The organism is Thermoactinomyces sp. CICC 10523 (genome assembly GCF_016055105.1).
In the GTDB taxonomy this organism is placed as follows: Bacteria; Bacillota; Bacilli; order Thermoactinomycetales; family Thermoactinomycetaceae; genus Thermoactinomyces_A; species Thermoactinomyces_A daqus.
Genome location: NZ_JAECVX010000001.1, coordinates 399,301 through 418,570 on the forward strand (window position 1 = coordinate 399,301; position 19,270 = coordinate 418,570).

At 49.5% G+C, this 19,270-nt stretch carries 18 protein-coding genes and 1 tRNA gene; 4 read left to right on the plus strand and 15 right to left on the minus strand.

What is annotated here, in order from left to right; all coding sequences use genetic code 11:
• Positions 1-8: 8 nt before the first annotated feature.
• The 4 genes from I8U19_RS02050 (at position 9) to map (ending at position 2,962) form a co-directional block, all read left to right on the plus strand.
• Complete coding sequence (locus I8U19_RS02050; RefSeq protein WP_033099240.1) at positions 9-779, plus strand: ABC transporter ATP-binding protein; 771 nt, start codon at positions 9-11, stop codon at positions 777-779.
• Positions 776-1,591: an ABC transporter permease gene (locus tag I8U19_RS02055; RefSeq protein WP_370589211.1), complete on the plus strand. Its 816-nt coding sequence runs from the start codon at positions 776-778 to the stop codon at positions 1,589-1,591. Before I8U19_RS02050 ends, I8U19_RS02055 begins: the two co-directional genes overlap by 4 nt.
• Before the next feature lie 91 nt (positions 1,592-1,682).
• Positions 1,683-2,153: a hypothetical protein gene (locus tag I8U19_RS02060; protein ID WP_033099241.1), complete on the plus strand. Its 471-nt coding sequence runs from the start codon at positions 1,683-1,685 to the stop codon at positions 2,151-2,153.
• Positions 2,154-2,209: 56 nt separating this feature from the next.
• The gene (gene map / locus I8U19_RS02065; protein WP_198055040.1) at positions 2,210-2,962 is read left to right on the plus strand and encodes a type I methionyl aminopeptidase; all 753 of its coding nucleotides are present in this window, start codon (positions 2,210-2,212) and stop codon (positions 2,960-2,962) included.
• 42 nt (positions 2,963-3,004) lie between these two features.
• On the opposite strand, the gene I8U19_RS02070 is transcribed toward map, so the two are convergent.
• The 15 genes from I8U19_RS02070 to I8U19_RS02140 all read right to left on the minus strand — a co-directional run bounded on the left by I8U19_RS02070 (position 3,005) and on the right by I8U19_RS02140 (position 19,182).
• Complete coding sequence (locus I8U19_RS02070) at positions 3,005-3,778, minus strand: Gldg family protein (RefSeq protein WP_052153866.1); 774 nt, start codon at positions 3,776-3,778, stop codon at positions 3,005-3,007.
• 106 nt (positions 3,779-3,884) lie between these two features.
• Complete coding sequence (locus I8U19_RS02075; RefSeq protein WP_198055041.1) at positions 3,885-4,985, minus strand: D-alanine--D-alanine ligase; 1,101 nt, start codon at positions 4,983-4,985, stop codon at positions 3,885-3,887.
• Between the two features lie 36 nt (positions 4,986-5,021).
• Positions 5,022-5,621, minus strand: a complete 600-nt coding sequence (yihA, locus tag I8U19_RS02080) for a ribosome biogenesis GTP-binding protein YihA/YsxC (RefSeq protein WP_198055042.1) — start codon at positions 5,619-5,621, stop codon at positions 5,022-5,024.
• Positions 5,602-7,947: an endopeptidase La gene (lon, locus tag I8U19_RS02085; RefSeq protein ID WP_033099245.1), complete on the minus strand. Its 2,346-nt coding sequence runs from the start codon at positions 7,945-7,947 to the stop codon at positions 5,602-5,604. Before lon ends, yihA begins: the two co-directional genes overlap by 20 nt.
• Positions 7,948-8,103: 156 nt before the next feature.
• Positions 8,104-9,801 carry an ATP-dependent protease LonB gene (gene lonB / locus I8U19_RS02090; protein WP_033099246.1) on the minus strand — a complete coding sequence of 566 codons (1,698 nt, stop codon included), beginning with the start codon at positions 9,799-9,801 and terminating at the stop codon, positions 8,104-8,106.
• A 112-nt stretch (positions 9,802-9,913) separates the two neighbouring features.
• Entirely contained in the window at positions 9,914-11,050 is a 1,137-nt protein-coding gene (locus tag I8U19_RS02095; RefSeq protein WP_198055043.1) for a lipid II:glycine glycyltransferase FemX, read from the minus strand.
• A gap of 151 nt (positions 11,051-11,201) precedes the next feature.
• Positions 11,202-12,467 (minus strand): ATP-dependent protease ATP-binding subunit ClpX, encoded by a 1,266-nt coding sequence (gene clpX / locus I8U19_RS02100; RefSeq protein ID WP_198055044.1) that lies wholly within the window; start codon positions 12,465-12,467, stop codon positions 11,202-11,204.
• Positions 12,468-12,472: 5 nt separating this feature from the next.
• Positions 12,473-13,063 carry an ATP-dependent Clp endopeptidase proteolytic subunit ClpP gene (gene clpP / locus I8U19_RS02105; protein WP_033099249.1) on the minus strand — a complete coding sequence of 197 codons (591 nt, stop codon included), beginning with the start codon at positions 13,061-13,063 and terminating at the stop codon, positions 12,473-12,475.
• An 83-nt stretch (positions 13,064-13,146) separates the two neighbouring features.
• Complete coding sequence (gene tig / locus I8U19_RS02110; protein ID WP_033099250.1) at positions 13,147-14,439, minus strand: trigger factor; 1,293 nt, start codon at positions 14,437-14,439, stop codon at positions 13,147-13,149.
• A 237-nt stretch (positions 14,440-14,676) separates the two neighbouring features.
• The gene (locus tag I8U19_RS02115) at positions 14,677-15,534 is read right to left on the minus strand and encodes a DMT family transporter (protein ID WP_198055045.1); all 858 of its coding nucleotides are present in this window, start codon (positions 15,532-15,534) and stop codon (positions 14,677-14,679) included.
• Positions 15,535-15,718: 184 nt separating this feature from the next.
• Positions 15,719-15,795 (minus strand) — tRNA-Arg (locus I8U19_RS02120).
• Positions 15,796-15,964: 169 nt separating this feature from the next.
• Complete coding sequence (locus I8U19_RS02125) at positions 15,965-16,468, minus strand: metallophosphoesterase family protein (RefSeq protein WP_033099251.1); 504 nt, start codon at positions 16,466-16,468, stop codon at positions 15,965-15,967.
• A 28-nt stretch (positions 16,469-16,496) separates the two neighbouring features.
• Positions 16,497-17,120, minus strand: coding sequence for an XTP/dITP diphosphatase (locus I8U19_RS02130; RefSeq protein ID WP_198055046.1), 624 nt, complete (start codon positions 17,118-17,120; stop codon positions 16,497-16,499).
• 80 nt (positions 17,121-17,200) lie between these two features.
• On the minus strand, positions 17,201-17,971 hold the full coding sequence (gene rph, locus I8U19_RS02135; protein WP_198055047.1) for a ribonuclease PH: 771 nt from the start codon (positions 17,969-17,971) through the stop codon (positions 17,201-17,203).
• Positions 17,972-18,147: 176 nt separating this feature from the next.
• Positions 18,148-19,182, minus strand: a complete 1,035-nt coding sequence (locus tag I8U19_RS02140) for a GerMN domain-containing protein (protein WP_033099253.1) — start codon at positions 19,180-19,182, stop codon at positions 18,148-18,150.
• Between the last annotated feature and the right edge of the window lie 88 nt (positions 19,183-19,270).

The window sequence follows — 19,270 nt, forward strand, 5'->3', positions numbered from 1 at the left end:
GATCGAAGATGAATTCGCCACCGGCTGTGCAGATTGAAAATTTAACCCATGCCTATTTTACGAAAAAAGAAGAAGTGACGGCGATCCGTTCCGTTTCCTTTTCAGTGGATGAAGGCGAATTTGTCGCTCTCGTCGGCCCCAGCGGTTGCGGAAAAAGCACCATCCTTTCACTGATCGCCGGGATCTTCCCCGCGACCAAAGGCATAATCCGACTGTTCGGCAAAAAAATTGACGGCCCTTCTTTTCGCACCAGCTACATGTTGCAAAAAGACGGACTGCTCGAGTGGAGAACTGTGGAACAAAATATGCTGTTCGGACTGCAAATTCAGGGTCAGGCCACCCCGGACAAAATCGCCAAGGCGAGGGATCTGCTGGAAAAAATGGGGCTAAAGCATGTCAGTCATCACTATCCGTCCCAATTATCCGGCGGAATGAGACAACGTGTCGCTCTGGTGCGAACCTTGGCCGTCGAACCAGATATATTATTGCTGGATGAACCTTTTTCCGCGTTGGATATCCAAAACAAAATCCTGCTCGAAGATCTGCTCGCCCGGGCGTTAAAGGAAGAAAACAAAACGGCGCTACTCGTCACACACGATCTGGAAGAAGCGATTGCCGTAGGTGACCGGATTCTCGTAATGGGCGGGCAACCGGGCGAGATCCGGCACCAGATCCATGTCCCCGAAGAACTGAGAAGTTTGCCGCCGCTCAAAGCGCGCAGCCATCCCGCCTTCCGGGTGATCTTTGAAGAACTTTGGAGGGAAGTGGAAAAACCGTGAAATGGATAAAAAAAGGCGCAGCCAGTCCGGAACACGCCGCCTATCTTCGTCGCCTCTACATTCGCACTGTCTGGATTTGGCTGATTCGCCTTCTTCTGTTGCTCGGCTTGATCTGGGGATGGGAATGGGGAGCGAACAACGGCTGGATTGATCCTTTCCTCTTCAGCAGTCCGTCCCGCATCTGGGAACAGGCAAACCAGCTGGTCCAGTCCGGTGCGCTTTTTCATCACATCTTTATGACATCAGCGGAAACGATCGCCGGTTTTATCCTGGGCACGGCCAGCGGCGTCGCTCTGGCAACGCTCATCTGGTCCTCTTCTTTCCTGTCCCGCGTGCTCGATCCTTATCTGGTCGTGATCAACAGCATGCCCAAAGTAGCCCTCGGTCCCCTTTTTATCGTGACAATGGGAGCCGGGTTTCCCTCGATTCTCGCCATGGCGATCGCCATCACGATCATCATCACCACTTTGGTAATCCATACCAGCTTTCAGAGCGTCGATGAGAGCTATCTGATCCTGGCGCGGTCTTTTGGCGCCACTCGCGCTCAGATTTTCCGCACCATTATCTTCCCCGCCAGTATACCGGACATCATCGCCGCTTTAAAAGTAAATGTCGGCTTGTCCTGGGTCGGCGTCATCGTCGGTGAATTTCTGGTCTCCAAAGAAGGACTGGGTTATTTGATTATCTACGGCTTTCAGGTATTCAATCTCAATTTGGTCATGCTGAGCCTTGTGATCGTGGCGATTATTGCGACGATTATGTACCAGCTGATCGCCTGGGTCGAGCAAAAATGGGGACGCCGCCACAGCTGATCCGTTTAAACATTGTCGCTCCATTTTATGCAAATTGTGTTAAGATTAAAAAGGAAAAATCTACTTCTTTCATTCAAGGAGCGAACAACTGATGAAAGTGAAGCTGACCGGACTTATCCTCATTCTTGCAGGGATATTGCTCATGTTGATCAAATCGGATCTGGCTTCGATCACATCTCTTCTCACCTGGCCTTTTATTCTCTTTTTGCTCGGCGCCATTCTCATGTTTTTTGCTTTGTCCAAGCGAAATCATGTTCTTACCCTGTGGACCGGCCTGATCACCGCTCTGGGCCTCTCCATCTGGGGAATAAAATATGTCGACGGATGGCCTAAACATTGGAGCCTGTTGCTTGTGTTATTTGGGATTGCGGTACTGTTTTCCTTCTCCATTTCCAAAAACCACATTACGGGCATTGTCGGGGGCATTATGGTGATTACCGGGATTTTTGCCTATCCTGGCATTGCCAATCTTCCGGTCATCTCACCCATCACCTCGATTCTGCACGGAATCTGGCCGGTTTTTGTCGTTATTCTCGGCTTGTTCCTTGTCACCAGAAAATAATTGGGGCATAGTATATAGATACTAGATACTCAAAATTTCTCATCGGAGCGAAGCAAATGATATCCATACGAACACCGGAAGAAATTGCGCTCATGCACAAAGCAGGCAAACTTCTTGCTGCCTGCCACCGGGAACTGCGCAAGCGGATCCGTCCGGGGGTGACCACCTGGGAGATCGACCAATGGGTGGAAAATTACTTGATGCAGCATGGAGCCACTCCCGAACAAAAAGACTATATGGGTTACCCATACGCTACCTGCGCCTCGGTCAATGATGAGGTGTGCCACGGATTTCCGCGCAAAACCCCGCTTGCTGAAGGAGATATCGTCACCATCGACTTGGTCGTCAACTTAAATGGCTGGCTGGCCGATTCAGCATGGTCCTATGCTGTCGGAAAAATCTCCCCTGAGGCGCAGAGGCTGTTAAAGGTAACAAAAGAAGCGCTTTACCGTGGAATTGCCAAAGCGCGTTCAGGCAATCGCATCGGCGACATTTCCCACGCGATTCAGACATATGCCGAATCTCAGGGACTTTCCGTGGTGCGCCCTTTCATCGGCCACGGAATCGGCAAACATATACACGAAGAACCCGAAGTTCCCCATTACGGCCCTCCCGGACAAGGACCGCTCATTCAGGAAGGCATGGTGTTCACGATCGAGCCGATGCTGAATCTCGGTTCCCATCATGTCAGGCTGATGCCGGACGGCTGGACGGCCAAAACGGTGGATGGCAGCCTGTCCGCACAATATGAACACACCATTGCCATCATGCCGGAAGGCCCCCTCATCTTAACCGCACAAGACGAGTAAAAGCCCGGATCACCGGGCTTTTACTCGTTATTGCTCTTTGTCTCAGCGATCCCCTGCCAGCCACTCAATCGTATTTACAGCCAGGATGGAATCGTCATAATCGTACCAGTTCGGGTGTAAGCTGTCACCGGGATTCCCTGTGCCATCATCATACAAGGAGGAGTCACCAAGAGCCGCAAAACGGCCATTGCCATAGGAACCGTGGATATGAAACGGATCAGCGTTCAGATAGATATCTTTTACGATGCTGCTGTTGCTTGTCCCGACTTTGATTGTCGTACCACCCCAGCACCCGACTGCAGAGACGCCGGAAGTGACGGGAGAATTGCGTATATCGGTAATGGGATCCTTTGACAGCGAAGCATAGTTAAATGTGAAACCGAGCGTATTGACAAAGCTGTTGTAGATATCGACCGAATCGACACCGTCATTGTTCCGGTCGGAGTTATTGTGATCGGCGATGAAGTAGACCCCGCCTCCGTTTTGGATAAAACGGATGATGGCCGATTTTTCTGATGAACTGAAGTTTATATTCGGCTCCGGCAAAACCAATACATCATACTGGCTGAGCAAGGTATCCGTCAGTGAGGAAGCGGTTGAGGCCACGGTATAACCATCGCTCCGCAAGGCATCCGCCAATTCCGAATAGGCCCCGTTAATGGTCCAATCCGCATTTCCCGCCGTTTCACCATGCCCTTGATCAAACAGAATTTTCCCGGTGTAGGCTTGGGCCGATCCATGCATGACCAAAAAAGAGAATAAAACCGCAAGAGCCATCATCGCCAAGGATCTTGCCAGCCTCATTGTTCCAAACATTTTGATGCTCCCTTCTTGTTGTCTAAACCGAATTAAATTATACAAATATACAAATATTTTTCGACAAAAAAAGGCTGTTGACCTTCTTTGCCAACAGCCTTTTCGTTCACTTCACCTCAAAGGAAGTGATTAAATTCTTCTTCTCTTCAAACCGTTCCAGCGCCAGTTCAATCAAGCGGGAAATCAGTTCACTGTAGCTGATGCCGGAATGCTCCCACAGCTTGGCATACATGCTGAAAGGGGTGAAACCGGGCATAGTGTTGATTTCGTTGATTAATACTTCTCCGTTATCTTTGCGGATGAAGAAATCAACTCGTGCCAACCCGCTGCAATCAATCGCCCTGAAAGCACGGATGGCCAAATCGCGAAGCTTTTCGGCAACCTCCCCGGGCAAATCGGCGGGAATGCGCATCACCGATTTCCCGTCCACATATTTTGCCCGGTAATCATAAAATTCATTGGAAGAGACGATTTCCCCCGGAACCGAGGCTTTCGGCTCGTCATTTCCCAACACGGCCACTTCCACTTCATGGGCAGGGATAAACTCTTCCACAATGATTTTTCGGTCAAATTGTCCGGCCAGTTCAACAGCCTCAATCAGTTCATCCCGTTTTTTCACCTTGGAAATGCCGACACTGGAACCGAGGTTTGCCGGTTTCACAAAACAGGGGTACCCCAGTTCTTCTTCGATTTTCGCGATCCATTCTTCTTTCCGCTTTGCCCATCCGGATTTCAGGAAGGCCAGATATTTGGCTTGGGGAAGACCTTCGACGGCAAACACTTTTTTGGAAAATTCCTTATCCATCCCGACGGCGGAGGCAAGCACACCTGCACCAACATACGGGATTTGGGCGATTTCCATCATCCCCTGAATCGTTCCATCCTCTCCGAATGTACCGTGAAGAACCGGAAAAACCACATCAATTTTTCCCGGGCCGAAAAAGTCGAGGTCAGTCCCGGCATCTTCAACCACCTGTGGAAGGTTGCTGCCGATCTGTTCAATTTTTTCCGGCTCCAATTTTCCCTGCAACATGGGAAGAGACTTTTTTCCCGGATTAAAATGGCCTTCCCGGGTGATTCCAATGGGGATCACCTCATATTTTTCCGGATCGATGGCTTTAATCACCGATGCGGCAGAAGACAAAGAGACGTCATGCTCTCCTGATTTTCCCCCAAACAGTACGGCCACACGGATTTTCTTTCCCATCCACTCCCACCCTTTCCTGTGCACAGCATCCTGTTATCATGAGCCTTCGCTGTTTCCTGTGCATTTCTCTATTTCTTTCCATAACTGTTCTTTACCATATGCAGTTTCGGATGAAAACAGAAGCAACGGGTCGCCCTGATGCAACTCCAGTCCTTCTCTCACTGCTTTTAAATGCTTTTGCCATTTTCCTCTGGAAATTTTATCTGCTTTGGTGGCCACAACGATAACCGGAATGCCAAAATGCTTCAAATATTGATACATATTCTGATCATCTGCTGTCGGCGGATGACGCAAATCGACCACCTGAATCACGCCTTTTAAGGTTTCGCGCCCCGTCAGGTAGGTCTCCATCATTTTTCCCCACGACAGGCGAACGCTTTTCGGCACCCGGGCAAAGCCGTATCCCGGTACATCGGCAAAGTACAATTGATCATTAATGCGATAAAAATTGATCGTTTGCGTCTTTCCCGGTTTGGAACTGGTACGCGCCAGATTTTTTCGTTGGATCAAACAATTGATCAACGAAGATTTTCCCACATTGGAACGCCCGGCCAGAGCGATTTCCGGCAGGGCGTCTTCGGGATATTGCGCCGGTTTGACGGCGCTGATCACAAACTCAGCTTTTTTTACCAGCATAAGGATCCCTCACTAACGCCAACTTCAGCACTTCATCCATGTGACTGACCGTCGTGAATTTGAGGTCCTTGCGGACACTTTTTGGTATATCTTGCAGATCTTTTTCATTATCCTGCGGACAAATCACATGTTTGATGCCGGCGCGGTGAGCACTTAATGATTTTTCTTTTAAGCCGCCAATGGGGAGAACCCTTCCCCGCAGGGTAATCTCTCCCGTCATCGCCACATCGCGCGAAACGGGGATGCCCGTCAAAGCAGAGACCAATGCGGTAGCCATCGTGATGCCGGCGGAAGGGCCGTCTTTAGGAATCGCGCCTTCAGGGATATGGATATGAATATCATTTTTTTCATGGAATTCTGGGTCGATTCCGAGCTCTTCAGCTCTGCTCCGGATAAAGCTGAACGCCGCCTGTGCGGATTCCTTCATCACATCGCCCAGCTGACCGGTTAAAGTCAGCTTTCCTTTTCCCGGGAAAAGGGTCACCTCGACAGACAAGGTGTCACCTCCCGCTTCCGTCCAGGCCAATCCGGTAACCACACCGACCTGATCCGTTTCTTCCGCCCGGCCGTAGCGAAATTTTTCCGGTCCCAGGTAGGACTCGATATTTCGCGCTGTCACGACCACTTTCTTCTTCTCGCCAGCGACGATGTGCTTCGCTGCTTTGCGGCAAAGCGTTCCGATGGCCCGTTCGAGATTTCGGACACCGGCTTCTCTCGTATAGTTACGGATCAGTTTTAATACGGCGCCGGACTGGATTTGCAACTGTTCTTTGGATAAACCATGTTCCTCCAGTTGTTTCGGAAGCAAGTATTTTTTCGCGATCTCTTCCTTTTCGATTTCGGTATAGCCGGAGATATACAGCACCTCCATCCGGTCCAGCAGCGGACGGGGGATGTTATGAATCGCATTGGCCGTCGTAATAAACATCACTTTGGATAGATCAAACGGAATTTCGATATAATGATCGCTAAATGTATGGTTTTGATTGGGATCGAGCACTTCCAAAAGGGCTGCCGAAGGATCTCCGCGAAAATCCATCGACATTTTGTCGATTTCATCGAGCAAAAAAACGGGGTTGCTGCTTCCTGCCTGTTTCATTCCCTGAATGATCCGGCCCGGCATTGCACCGACATAGGTACGGCGATGCCCCCGAATCTCCGCTTCATCGCGCACTCCTCCGAGAGAAATGCGAACGAAATTCCTGTTCAGCGCCCGGGCAATCGACCGGGCCAGCGAGGTTTTTCCCACACCGGGAGGTCCGGCCAGACAGAGAATCGGCCCCTTCAATTTTTTCACCATCTGTTGAACCGCCAAATACTCCAATACCCGCTCTTTTACCTTTTCCAGACCGTAATGATCTTCGTCCAGGATTCTTTCCGCCTTGTCCAGGCTCAGATCATCCACTGTCTCTTTTTGCCAGGGCAAATCCAGCAACCAATCGATATAATTGCGAACCACACCGCCTTCTGCTGAGTTGGTCGGAATTTTTTCCAGGCGGTCGATTTCCTTTTCGATCTTCTCTTTTACTGAGTCGTCTGCTTTCAATTCGGCCAGTTTCTCGCGAAGTTCCTCCACTTCGCCGGTGCGTCCTTCTTTTTCTCCGAGTTCCTTTTGAATGGCCTTCATCTGTTCACGCAAGTAATACTCTTTTTGCGTTTTTTCCATCTGTTTTTTGACACGGGAACTGATTTTTTTCTCCAGTTCCAGCACTTCTTTTTCGTTGTGGATGATGGAAAGAAGCTTTTCCAACCTGGCCTGGATGTTCGTCTCCTCCAGAATCGTCTGCTTATCGGCAATCTTGAGAGGAAGATGGGAAGTGATCACATCAGCCAGGCGGCCGGGTTCCTCGATATCGACGACAACAGAATAGATCTCCGGCGAGAGCTTTTTGGACAAACGAAGGTATTGTTCAAAATGGTCCAATACCGCGCGCATCAGCGCTTTGATATCCTGTCCGCCCTCATCCTCACCTTCAAGCTCGAGGTAGCGAACAATGTAACACTCATCATCGCCGACAAATTCTTCGATACGCGCCCGCTTTAAGCCTTCGACGAGCACGCGAATCGTTCCGTTGGGAAGTTTAAGCATTTGGCGAACTTTTGCAACCGTTCCTATTTGATATATATCTTCTGGGGTTGGCTCTTCTATATGAACTTCTTTTTGCGTCGCGAGCAATATGAGATTATGATCGTCCACCATCGCCTTTTCCAAAGCCCGAACCGAACGTTCCCTTCCTACATCCAAATGCAATACCATAGTAGGGAAAACGATAAGTCCCCGTAACGGGAGTAAAGGCAATGTACGTTCCTCTTCTTTTACAGCCATATATGCACCTCCGTTGCTGTCAACAAGGAACTGATTGCAGCTTTGTTCGATTTTATCCTATTCGTTTTCTTTTGTCTATGACATCCTGCTCATGCCGGATTCCCTCAAGATCGGCAGGGAAACAGGGCAAAAGGTGACTCCGTCATCAGTTCCTTTTTATACAGGCGCAGACGTAGGAGTAAACAGGCTTGATGTTTCTCCCATACTCTCTTCCTCACCCGCGTCTGTCACTTCTGTCTCCTCTTTCTGAACGCAAGCCAACTTCAATACCGACTCAATGCGTTCGACAGGAATCACTTCAATCCCTTCCATCTTCTTAAAGATGGCCTGCATATTTTCCGCCGGGATCAGCACCCGTTTCGCCCCGGCTTGTTTGGCCGCTTCCACCTTGGCAATAATTCCGCCGACCGGTTTCACATATCCGTGAATGCTGAGTTCACCGGTCATCGCTAATTGATTGTCAACGGGGACTCCTTTGATCGCGGAATAAATCGCGGTCGCCATGGTAATCCCCGCAGACGGCCCGTCCAATGGGATTCCACCCGGAAAATTGATATGCAAATGATAATCTTCCGGACGTACGCCTGTGGTCCGCAACACAGTGATCACATTTTCCACCGACCCGCGAGCCATGCTTTTGCGACGCAATGTCCGCTGCTGGCTGGACATTTCCTCTTCTTCCACAACACCCGTGATTCGAATCGTTCCTTTCCCGGGAGATGCGGGAGAAGCTGAAACCTCAATTTCCAAAACCGTGCCCAGATGCGGGCCGTACACGGCCAGTCCCGTTGCCAGCCCCACTTGGGCGGTCGGAGGCATTTTTTGATTTGGACGGGGGTTCAGCTGGCTGCTGTTCACCACCCATTCCACATCATCCGCTTCCACCCGCGAACGGTTTTCCGACATGGCAAGTCCCACTGAGGTTTGCACAATGTTCACCGCATCCCGGCCATTCATCGCATATTTGGTGATAACGGAAATCGCTTCGGGTGTATAACCAAACCGGATGCGCTCGAGCGCCTGGGTGGCGATTTTTTCGATTTCCGTCGCCAGAAGCGGCCGGAAAAATATTTCCATGCAACGGGAACGAATCGCCGGCGGAATTTCTTCCGGTGTGCGGGTTGTCGCCCCGATCAGGCGGAAATCGGCCGGCAATCCGTTTTGAAAAATATCATGGATGTGGGTGGGGGTATTACTGTCTTCCGAACTGTAATACGCGCTTTCCAAAAACACTTTCCGGTCTTCCAACACTTTGAGCAGCTTGTTCATCTGAATGGGATGCAGCTCCCCGATTTCGTCAATAAACAGAATGCCGCCATGCGCTTTGGTTACGGCTCCGGGTTTGGGCTGGGGAATACCGGCCATCCCCATCGCCCCCGCTCCCTGGTAAATCGGATCGTGCACGGAACCGATCAGGGGATCGGCGATGCCCCGTTCATCGAACCTGGCGGTGGTGGCATCGATCTCAATAAATTTGGAGTCGCTGTTAAACGGCGATACGCTGCTTTTTTTCGCCTCCTCCAAGATCACCCGGGCGGCCGCTGTCTTTCCCACTCCCGGCGGGCCGTAAATCAATACATGCTGGGGATTCGGGCCGCACAGTGCTGCTTTTAAGGCGCGAATTCCTTCCTCCTGTCCGATGATCTCGTCCACTTTTGCCGGACGCGTCTTTTCGGCAAGAGGCTCAGACAAAGAAATCTGGCGCATGGACTTTAACTTTTCCATTTCTTTACGTGCTTCTTTATCCAATGCACTTCGATTGGTTTGTTGGCTTTTTAAGAGGTTCCAAAAATAAATGCCGATAATGATGGAAAAGAAAACCTGTAAAAACATGAGTAATGCAGTCCAACTCATCTAGCCCATCCCTTTCCTGTTCCTGCAAAGTCCAATACTTTATCTTGTATTATGACCGTCAGGAAAGGGGGATAATCATCCGTTCGGGCCAAGCCAAAATGAACCAGCAGCTTTATCTTTTTTTCATATACATATCAAAAGCCCAATACAACATCGGAATAACCGGATAATCCCATTCTCCGACCAATTCACAAGCTTCCCCGCCGAAACCCAACTTAAAATGCAATAATTCAAACAAGGGGTTATTTTCGTCCAAAACGGTGCTGATTCCACGGAAATCAAAGAGGCGATCCCCCTGCTGATAAGCATCCTGAATCATCTTCCAGCGCAGATAAACACTGGCCGGATCCGCGAGCGATTCGCCGTGACGGGCATTATAGAGGTCCCAAGTGTGCCCGTTTACCCTGACCGCGAGGGAGGCACTCAAGATTCTCTCACCCAAGCGGGCCAAGTACAGGCGCACGCGGTAAGGATTCTCCATAATCAGGGTTTCAAACATTCTTTCGAAATAGGAAAGACCCCGCACCTGAGATTTTTCCCGCTCTGCTGTGATTCGCAGCAAATGGTGAAATTGCGGCAAATCCTCTTCGGTTCCCAGGTAAACATGAATTCCTTCCTGTTCCGCTTGATGAATCTTGTTTTGCCATGCGGGATAAAATCCAGAATAGACTTGTTCCAAGGATTTTCCCCTCATGTTTAAACGAAAGACAAATTGCGGCTGAACCGTATCAAAACTGTCCTGTCCTTCATTTTTTCTCCAGCCGAGTTCGGCCAATTCCTGCTGTACATATTCCACATCATTAAAGATCTGATCAGGTCGAATATCGGTCAATTTTCGGTTTTTTAATCCATGTGACTGAAACTCCTGAATCGCTTGCATGATCGTTTGGCTGGACCACTTCTTTCGCACGAGCGGCGGGTCCATCTTCACAGTAAAAACATGGCGTTGTTTTAAATGGCTGAGAAGAGGCTCAAACCATTCGCTCAATTTGCGATTGGAGAACCAATCGATCATCGGTCCCCGCGGTATGTATGCCAAAAATTTGTTTAATCCCGGCACTTTCCGATAAAGGACAAGCGCTCCGCCAACCATCTGTCCGTCCCCGGTAAACCATCCCAACAACTCGCTGGCCCATTTCCATTCTGCCTTCAAATCGGCCCATGAGGGATATTGCAGAAAGTTTCTATAAGGCTCTGTCTCCACAAAATTTAAATAATGGTCTCGATCAATAACCGATACTTGTAGCATGCAAAATTCCACCTCTTTGTTAACCGAAAGAGCAGCTCTGCCGCTTTGCCGGAGAACTGCTCATGATTTGACCTGAAACCACTACATTTTAACATACCATGAACGAAAGAAAAAAGCATCCGCCCAATCCCGGCAGATGCCAACAATTTCGTTACGCCGTCTCTTCTTTTTTGCTGTTGATGACGCGGCCTTCCTTTGTCATCAATTTGGGCGGCACACCATGCAAGACGGTATCTTTGGTAATTTGGCACTGAAGAACATCTTCGCGGGAAGGAAGCTCAAACATGACATCAAGCATAATGGTCTCGATGATGGCCCGCAATCCGCGCGCACCTGTTTTCCTTTTGATCGCTTCCTGAGCGATTGCTTCCAGCGCTTCCGTCTCAAATTTCAACTCGACGTTGTCCATTTCGAGAAGTTTTTGGTACTGTTTCACAAGCGCGTTTTTCGGTTCGGTCAAAATGCGAACCAACGCCGTCTCATCAAGCGGTTCCAGTGCGGAGATCACCGGCAGCCGTCCGACGAACTCCGGAATCAAACCGAACTTCAGCAAGTCTTCAGGCAATACCAATTTCAAGAATTCGCCCGGTTTCATGTTGACGCTCTGATGATCCATGCCAAAGCCGATTACCTTTTTGCCGATCCGGCGCTTGATGATCGTTTCCAGACCATCAAATGCTCCGCCACAGATAAACAAAATGTTGCTGGTGTCGATTTGGATAAATTCCTGATGCGGATGTTTGCGCCCACCTTGCGGGGGAACGCTGGCCACCGTGCCTTCCAGAATTTTGAGCAGAGCCTGTTGAACTCCTTCGCCGGAAACGTCACGGGTGATTGACGGATTCTCCGACTTGCGGGCCACTTTGTCAATCTCGTCGATGTAGATGATCCCGCGCTCCGCTTTTTCGATGTCATAGTCGGCAGCTTGGATCAGCTTGAGCAGGATATTCTCCACATCTTCACCGACATAACCCGCTTCGGTAAGCGAAGTGGCATCGGCAATCGCAAACGGAACATTCAAGATGCGGGCAAGGGTTTGCGCCAACAGAGTTTTCCCGCTCCCCGTCGGACCGACCATCAGGATGTTGCTTTTGGAAAGTTCCACATCATCGGCTTTCTGAGAAGAGTTAATCCGTTTGTAATGATTGTAAACGGCTACGGAAAGCGCCTTTTTGGCCTTATCCTGCCCGATCACATACTGATCGAGAATGTTGCAGATTTCTTGTGGCTTGGGCAGATTTTGCAGATCGATTTCCTCTTCGTTGCCCAATTCTTCCTCCACGATCTCATTGCACAGTTCAATACATTCATCGCAGATATATACACCCGGACCGGCGACCAATTTTCTCACCTGGTCCTGAGATTTTCCGCAAAACGAGCATTTTAGTTGTCCTTTTTCTTCGTTAAATTTGAACAACTCTCTCACCCCTTTCCACTGGTCGTCATCACCTTGTCGACAATCCCGTACTCCTTTGCTTGCTGTGCGGTCATGAAGAAATCGCGATCGGTATCCCGGGCGATCTTTTCCAGTGGTTGTCCTGTGCGCTCCGCCAAAATGCGGTTGATCTGATCTTTGGTCCGCAAAATCCAGTCAGCGTGGATTTTTATGTCCGATGCCTGCCCGCGCGCACCACCCAGCGGCTGGTGAATCATCACTTCGCTGTTGGGCAGGGCAAAACGTTTCCCTTTCGTACCGGCGGCGAGAAGAAAAGCGCCCATGCTGGCGGCAAGCCCGACACAAATGGTGGAAACATCGGGGCCGATATGGTTCATCGTGTCAAAAATCGCCATTCCAGCCGTTACAGATCCGCCGGGAGAATTTATGTACAAATGAATGTCTTTCTCTGGGTCTTCCGCACTCAAAAAGAGCATTTGCGCAACTACCAAATTGGCAATGTTGTCGTCAATCGGGCCTCCCAGAAAGATGATCCGGTCTTTCAGCAAACGGGAATAGATATCATATGCCCGTTCTCCACGGTTCGTTTGTTCCACGACCATTGGCACCAAAGGCATCGAAAACACCTCATTTCGGAGCTTCTTATTTTAAAAACAAGGCACGTTTTTCACGTGCCCCGTTTTTTGCTCTCCTATAACCATTATGCCTTATTTTTACTGTTAGATACAAGTAGATCGATCGTTTTCTTCACGCGAAGTTGTTCTTTCACGGAATCAATGACGCCTTGTTGTTCGACGAGTTTGCGAACCTCTTCCAACTCGCGACCCATTTGCTCGGCCATCGTTTTGATTTCCTGTTCGATCTCATCTTCCGTCACTTCGATTTTTTCAGCTGCGGCAATCGCTTCCAGCACGAGGTTGGCACGAACTCGTTTTTCAGCATCTTCCTTGAACTGTTCTTTTAAGGCATCCTGATCCTGTCCGGTGAATTGGGCGTACATTTCCAGATTGAGACCTTGGTACATCAAACGTTGCTCAAAGTCGCGAAGCATATGCTCCACTTCATGGTCAATCATCACTTGCGGAATCTCGATTTCGGCATTTTTGGCCGCCAATTCCACGAGTTCGTTGCGAATGTAATTTTCTTTCTCTTGTTGCGCTTTTTCGTTCAGGTTTTTCTCGATATCGGCTTTCAATTCTGCCAATGTATCAAATTCGCTTACATCCTGTGCGAATTCATCATCCAGTTCCGGAAGGTTAAGGCGTTTGATCTCATGCAGTTTCACTTTGAATACCGCCGGTTTGCCGGCCAGTTCTTTGGCGTGGTAATCTTCCGGGAATGTTACTTCCACATCTTTTTCTTCACCGGGCTTCATGCCGATCAGCTGATCTTCGAAACCGGGGATAAACGTGCCGGAACCCACTTCGAGCGTGTATTTTTCCGCTTTTCCGCCTTCAAAAGCTTCTCCGTCAACAAAGCCTTCGAAATCGATGATCACCCGGTCGCCTTTTTCCACCGCACCGTCTTCAATCGCTTCAAGCTGGCCTTGCTGTTTTTGCATGCGTTCCAGTTCGGCATCCACATCTTCCGGTTTTACGGAGAAGTCTTTTTCTTCGACTTCCAATCCTTTGTATTCACCCAGTTTGACTTCGGGTTTTACCGTAACGGTCGCCTTGAAAATCAAAGATTTCCCTTTTTCCAATTGCTCAATGTCGATTTCCGGACGATCCACCGGCTCGATTCCCGTTTCTTTTACCGCAGCTTCATAAGCTTCCGGGAGCAGGATGTCGAGCGCATCCTGGTAAAGAGCTTCCACACCGAAACGCTTTTCGAAAATGGGACGGGGAACTTTTCCTTTCCGGAATCCTGGCACACTTACTTTTTTCACTACTTTTTTAAATGCCTGATCCAATGCTTCCGCAACTGTTTTTTCATCGGTTTCTACAGTCAAAACACCCTGATTTTTTTCAGTTTTTTCCCAACTTGCCTTCATCAACGGTAACCTCCTGCGTCAATCTATAAATTAAGATGAATCAGTCCGATTCTAAGCTATTCCCGCAATAACCCTTTCATTATAACACAGCGATAACACTTTGCAAGAAAGAGCCCTGCCACAGGAAAAAATCCCGCCCGGGGGACCATGCTTCACTCACTATGTATGAAAGCAACTGCTTCTATGTTAAACCATGCACACCCAGGTGTAAAGCACCAACAACTCCCAAAATCAGATTTATCCCCAGACCCCGAGCATGATCACTCCCAGGGTAATCATGGCCGACCCTGCCATCCGCCGCAAACCATGCCGTTCACGGAGAACGAGGATCCCGAGAACCGTGCCGAAAACCGTGCCGATTTCTCTCATCGGGGCCAGTTGTGCCACCTCCGCCAGGGACAAGGCAAACAAAAACAGGAGATATCCTCCCGGAGCCAAGATTCCTCCCAGCAAAATCGTCTTCCGGTTGGCAACCCATTCCTTTTTCAGTTCGTCAGGTCTGATGATCACCGGGGACAGCGCAAGCATATTCCCGACATTCGTCGCCATATTTAAAAATACAGGTGAAAGATAAGTTAAAGTCAGCTTGTCGACAATGATGTAAGCAGCAATGCAGACACCGACTCCCAAAGACAGCAATATGGCCTTCAGCGGATGATCCGAATTCTTTTTCCCTCCTCTGCCACCGAGGAACATGATCCCAAACAGAATAAACCCCAAACCGATCCAGCTCCCGGCAGAGAGGCTTTCATGCAAAAAAAGAGTACCGATGACGGGGACCAATAAAGGGCTTGTTCCTCTCATAACAGGGTAAGCCAGGGACAAATCCCCGATGGTATAGGTTTTTGCCAGCAATACGACATACAGCCCGTGCAATAACATGGACATCAAAAGAAAGAGATACGCCGTCTTCTGGTCCGGCAAACCGCCGTTGTCCAAAATCGCCCATGGAAAAAAGAGAACGATCGCCACCCACTGACAGTACCACAGAAAAGCATTCTTATTGATACTCTTTTTCGCAAAGAGATTCCACAGAGAATGGACCAAACCGGAACCAAGCACCAACATCGCGGCAATCACCGCCACACGATTCACCCTCATTCGATTTGATTTTATTTTCAGACCATTAAAAAATATAACGTTTGCCCAAATCAGCTGAAAGAATGCATCGCAGGCCAGTAACCCGGATCTTTGAGTGAAAACCGGAAATAACACCAGCACGAAAAAACGCCTCCCTTAACCGAATCGATCAAGACAGGCGTTTTTAAGCGACATGTTTTGGCGTCCCAGGAGAGATTCGAACTCCCGACCGACGGCTTAGAAGGCCGCTGCTCTATCCAGCTGAGCTACTGGGACACAACTTGTTGATTGCGATAGCAAAATCATCATATACCAAACCAATACATTTCGTCAAGACCCATTTTTTAATTTTTACAGGCAATCAAACCAGTTATTGCAAAAAATCGAAACGAAGTCATTACCGTGAGAGAGGCGGAGCAGGATTTGCCCTGCTCCTCGTTTTTATTCAGTCCAGACGTCCCTTAAAGCCGCGCTGGCGGGTCGGTGTGCCGTCCGTCTTGTAATAAGTGACAGTCAACAGATCTTTTTCTTTTGTGAGCACAGCATAGGTCGGAAAGGGAAAACCGCGCGGAAGGGTAATGCTTCCCGGGTTAATCAGCAATACGTCTCCCACCTTTTCGCAAAAGGGAAAGTGAGAATGACCAAAACAGGCGATCTGCGCTCCAAGCTCTTGTGCCCGGTAGCGAACAGGCAGCGGAGTGGTTTTCACCTGATAACGATGCCCGTGTGTCACAAAAAACGTGAGGCTGTCCCGCTTCCAGATCTGTTCCATGGGAACCTGTTCCCAATCGCAATTTCCACGAACCACGGTTAACGAGCAAGCGGGCAGCTGTTTCTCGTCTGTGCAAAAATCGCCGCAATGGATCACATGATCCGCCTTGACGCGCTCCACAATCTGATTCAGCAATTTTCCTTTCCCGTGGGAGTCGCTGACAATGAGGACTTTCATCCGGACATCAACCTCCTGTCGGCAATGTTCATGAAAACAGATAACGCTCTTTCAATAAGGTGATCAATTTTTCAGTCGCCCTGGCCCTGTGGCTGAATGCAAATTTCTCTTCATTTGTCAGTTCCGCCATCGTTTTCCCTTTTTCGGGGAAGTAAAACAGAGGATCATAACCGAAACCCCATTCTCCGCGCGGTTGGTCTGTGATTTTTCCCCGGCATTCCCCGCGGACCACTTCGGTCTTTTCTCCCGGAACGGCCAGGGCCATCGCGCAGACATAAAACCCTTCTCTTCGCTCGGGCGGTATGGCTTGGATCTTGCCCAGGAGCTTGAGGTTGTTCTGTTCATCCGTCGCTCCCGGTCCGGAGTAACGTGCCGAGTAAACACCCGGCTCCCCTCCCAAGGCGGGAACGACCAGCCCGGAATCATCGGACACTACCGGAATATTTAACATTCGGGATATGGTCTCCGCTTTTTTGATCGCGTTTCCTTCAAACGTGTCGCAATCTTCCACAATCTCCGGCATATCAGGATAATCGGCCAAACCTTTAACCTCAAGCCCGAGATGTTTGGCAAACAGTTCGGCAAATTGTTTCAGCTTATTTTTATTTCCGGTGGCGATGGTAATGTGAGGATAAACCCAGCGTTTTTTCATGTTGTTTCCTCCCGCATCAAACATGGAAATGCCCATGAACGGGTTCGTCATGGGCAAGCGGCAGTTGCTGTACGCCATTTTTACACTTTTTCCGAAGCCTCTTTTTTGACTTGGGCTGCTCCGACCAGCTCGGCATCTTCTCCCAAAATCTCTTTTTGCAGGCGGATCAGTTCCGACGTTCCTTTTTGGCCGAGGGAGAGCAATTCGGCAAGCTGCTCGGCGGAAAACGGCGTTTCTTCACCTGTTCCCTGAATTTCCACATACTGACCGGAGCCCGTCATCACGATATTCATATCGACAATCGCAGACGAATCTTCCTCATAGCACAAGTCGAGGCAGGCATGTTCCCCGATCACGCCGACGCTTGTAGCAGCCAAAAAGTCTTTGACCGGCAGGGATTTCAACGTCCCGTTTCTCACCAGCGGGGCAAGGGCCGAAACCATGGCGACAAAAGCACCGGTGATCGAAGCAGTCCGCGTCCCTCCGTCGGCTTGAATCACATCGCAATCCAGCCACAACGTCCGTTCGCCGAGTGCTTCCAGATCGACGACCGAACGAAGAGCGCGCCCGATTAAACGTTGAATCTCCATCGTGCGCCCGCTCAATTTCCCCTTGCTCGCTTCACGAATGGTCCGTGTCTGCGTCGCGCGGGGCAACATCGAATACTCGGCCGTGATCCAGCCCTTGCCGGAGTTTCGCAAAAACGGGGGAACCCGGTCTTCCAAAGTGGCAGTACAAATGACGCGCGTGTCCCCCACAGTTATGTAAACAGAACCTTCCGCTGTTTTAATAAAATCTTTTTCCATCGATACTTTTCTCAATTCATCATATGCGCGACCATCTACTCTCAATGATGTCACCCTCCTGTGCCAAGTCCCTTAAGTATAGCATACCCTTGGTTCAATTTCCGAATAAAGAAAAGAAAAAAGGATGATTACGTGATCATCCCGGAGTTGCCCGCAAACGAACCGTCAAGAGATGAATTGCATCCGTCCCTCAACACTTATCGTTTGCCGTTTTTTCTTATTTAAAGTGACTGAGGGTTTACGAATTTCGGACGTGTGACCGGCTGATCAAGCAAATCTTTTTCACCGGCCGCCATGATGTTTTGCTTTCCGTTTACACTCAGTTTTACCTTTTTATAACCGGTATTTTCCGTTAATGAAAGAACAATGGTTTGCAGCGCGTCTTTAGAAGCCGACCGGTTCCCATATTCGAGCAATTGCTCGCCAAAATCGGCAAAGACCGTGTCCCCTTTTACCTGTATTTTGTTTACCTCGGTATCGGAGTCCAAAGCTCCGCTCAAATCGGCATCCTGCCGCGGTCCCTTGATCAGTTCTTTGATGGTGACCTCCGCTGCATTTGACGTCTCATTGACCATTCTTGTGACCGGGACGTAATAAACCTTGTTATCAGGGGTTTGGCCGAGGAAATAAAGGGTGACCGGCATGCTTCGATTCATCTCGGTTCCTTCCGCCACTTCCAGATTGATCCCCAGATTTTCCCTGGTCAATCCCTGGGCCGGTGTCTTTTTCTTCGGCATTACCGCGATGGGTTTGCCCTCGACCCAGATATTTACTTCTTTTACTTGCGGAAAACCGGTCAACGTCCAAGTAACCGCCTCCAACATTTTTTCTTCCTGACCGGGATCATAGTTTAAAAACTCTTTGGAAAAATCGACGGTCGCCGTTCCATCCTGGATATTTAATCCTTTCAGCTGTGTCCCCTTTGGCAGGATCGGGGAAAAACCGTCCGGGATCATCGATTCCCCGGCCCCTCCCTTGACCATGAGGCTCAAGGCATCCCGGGCGATCGCCCTCCCCTTCGATAAAGGAATATTTAAGGCATAAGGGACGACATAACCGGAATCAGATAAAAAATAGAGTTCGGTCTTGCTCGTTTCCTTCGGGCTTTCCGCTTGTTTTGCCGCAACGGGGTTCGCGTTTGCGGGCGGAGGGTCGATCGGCCTGGATGTGTGTTTTTCCGGTCCGAACGTGCAACCGGTAACGGCCAGCGGCAACAGCAACAAGACGACGGATGCGCGAAACATCTTGTTCAACATGCAAATCCCTCCAAGGACAAGTCATCTACTATCATGTATACGAGCATTGGAGGGATTTAGCACATCTTTTTTGTCATTCTCTTCCGGG

Excerpts from the sequence above, each read along its gene's own strand:
- I8U19_RS02050 (WP_033099240.1), top strand. The coding sequence starts at position 9 with ATGAATTCGCCACCGGCTGTGCAGATTGAAAATTTAACCCATGCCTAT.
- I8U19_RS02060 (WP_033099241.1), top strand. The coding sequence starts at position 1,683 with ATGAAAGTGAAGCTGACCGGACTTATCCTCATTCTTGCAGGGATATTG.
- map (WP_198055040.1), top strand. The coding sequence starts at position 2,210 with ATGATATCCATACGAACACCGGAAGAAATTGCGCTCATGCACAAAGCA.
- I8U19_RS02070 (WP_052153866.1), bottom strand. The coding sequence starts at position 3,778 with ATGTTTGGAACAATGAGGCTGGCAAGATCCTTGGCGATGATGGCTCTT.
- I8U19_RS02075 (WP_198055041.1), bottom strand. The coding sequence starts at position 4,985 with ATGGGAAAGAAAATCCGTGTGGCCGTACTGTTTGGGGGAAAATCAGGA.
- yihA (WP_198055042.1), bottom strand. The coding sequence starts at position 5,621 with ATGCTGGTAAAAAAAGCTGAGTTTGTGATCAGCGCCGTCAAACCGGCG.
- lon (WP_033099245.1), bottom strand. The coding sequence starts at position 7,947 with ATGGCTGTAAAAGAAGAGGAACGTACATTGCCTTTACTCCCGTTACGG.
- lonB (WP_033099246.1), bottom strand. The coding sequence starts at position 9,801 with ATGAGTTGGACTGCATTACTCATGTTTTTACAGGTTTTCTTTTCCATC.
- I8U19_RS02095 (WP_198055043.1), bottom strand. The coding sequence starts at position 11,050 with ATGCTACAAGTATCGGTTATTGATCGAGACCATTATTTAAATTTTGTG.
- clpP (WP_033099249.1), bottom strand. The coding sequence starts at position 13,063 with ATGCCTTTGGTGCCAATGGTCGTGGAACAAACGAACCGTGGAGAACGG.
- tig (WP_033099250.1), bottom strand. The coding sequence starts at position 14,439 with ATGAAGGCAAGTTGGGAAAAAACTGAAAAAAATCAGGGTGTTTTGACT.
- I8U19_RS02125 (WP_033099251.1), bottom strand. The coding sequence starts at position 16,468 with ATGAAAGTCCTCATTGTCAGCGACTCCCACGGGAAAGGAAAATTGCTG.
- I8U19_RS02130 (WP_198055046.1), bottom strand. The coding sequence starts at position 17,120 with ATGAAAAAACGCTGGGTTTATCCTCACATTACCATCGCCACCGGAAAT.
- I8U19_RS02140 (WP_033099253.1), bottom strand. The coding sequence starts at position 19,182 with ATGTTGAACAAGATGTTTCGCGCATCCGTCGTCTTGTTGCTGTTGCCG.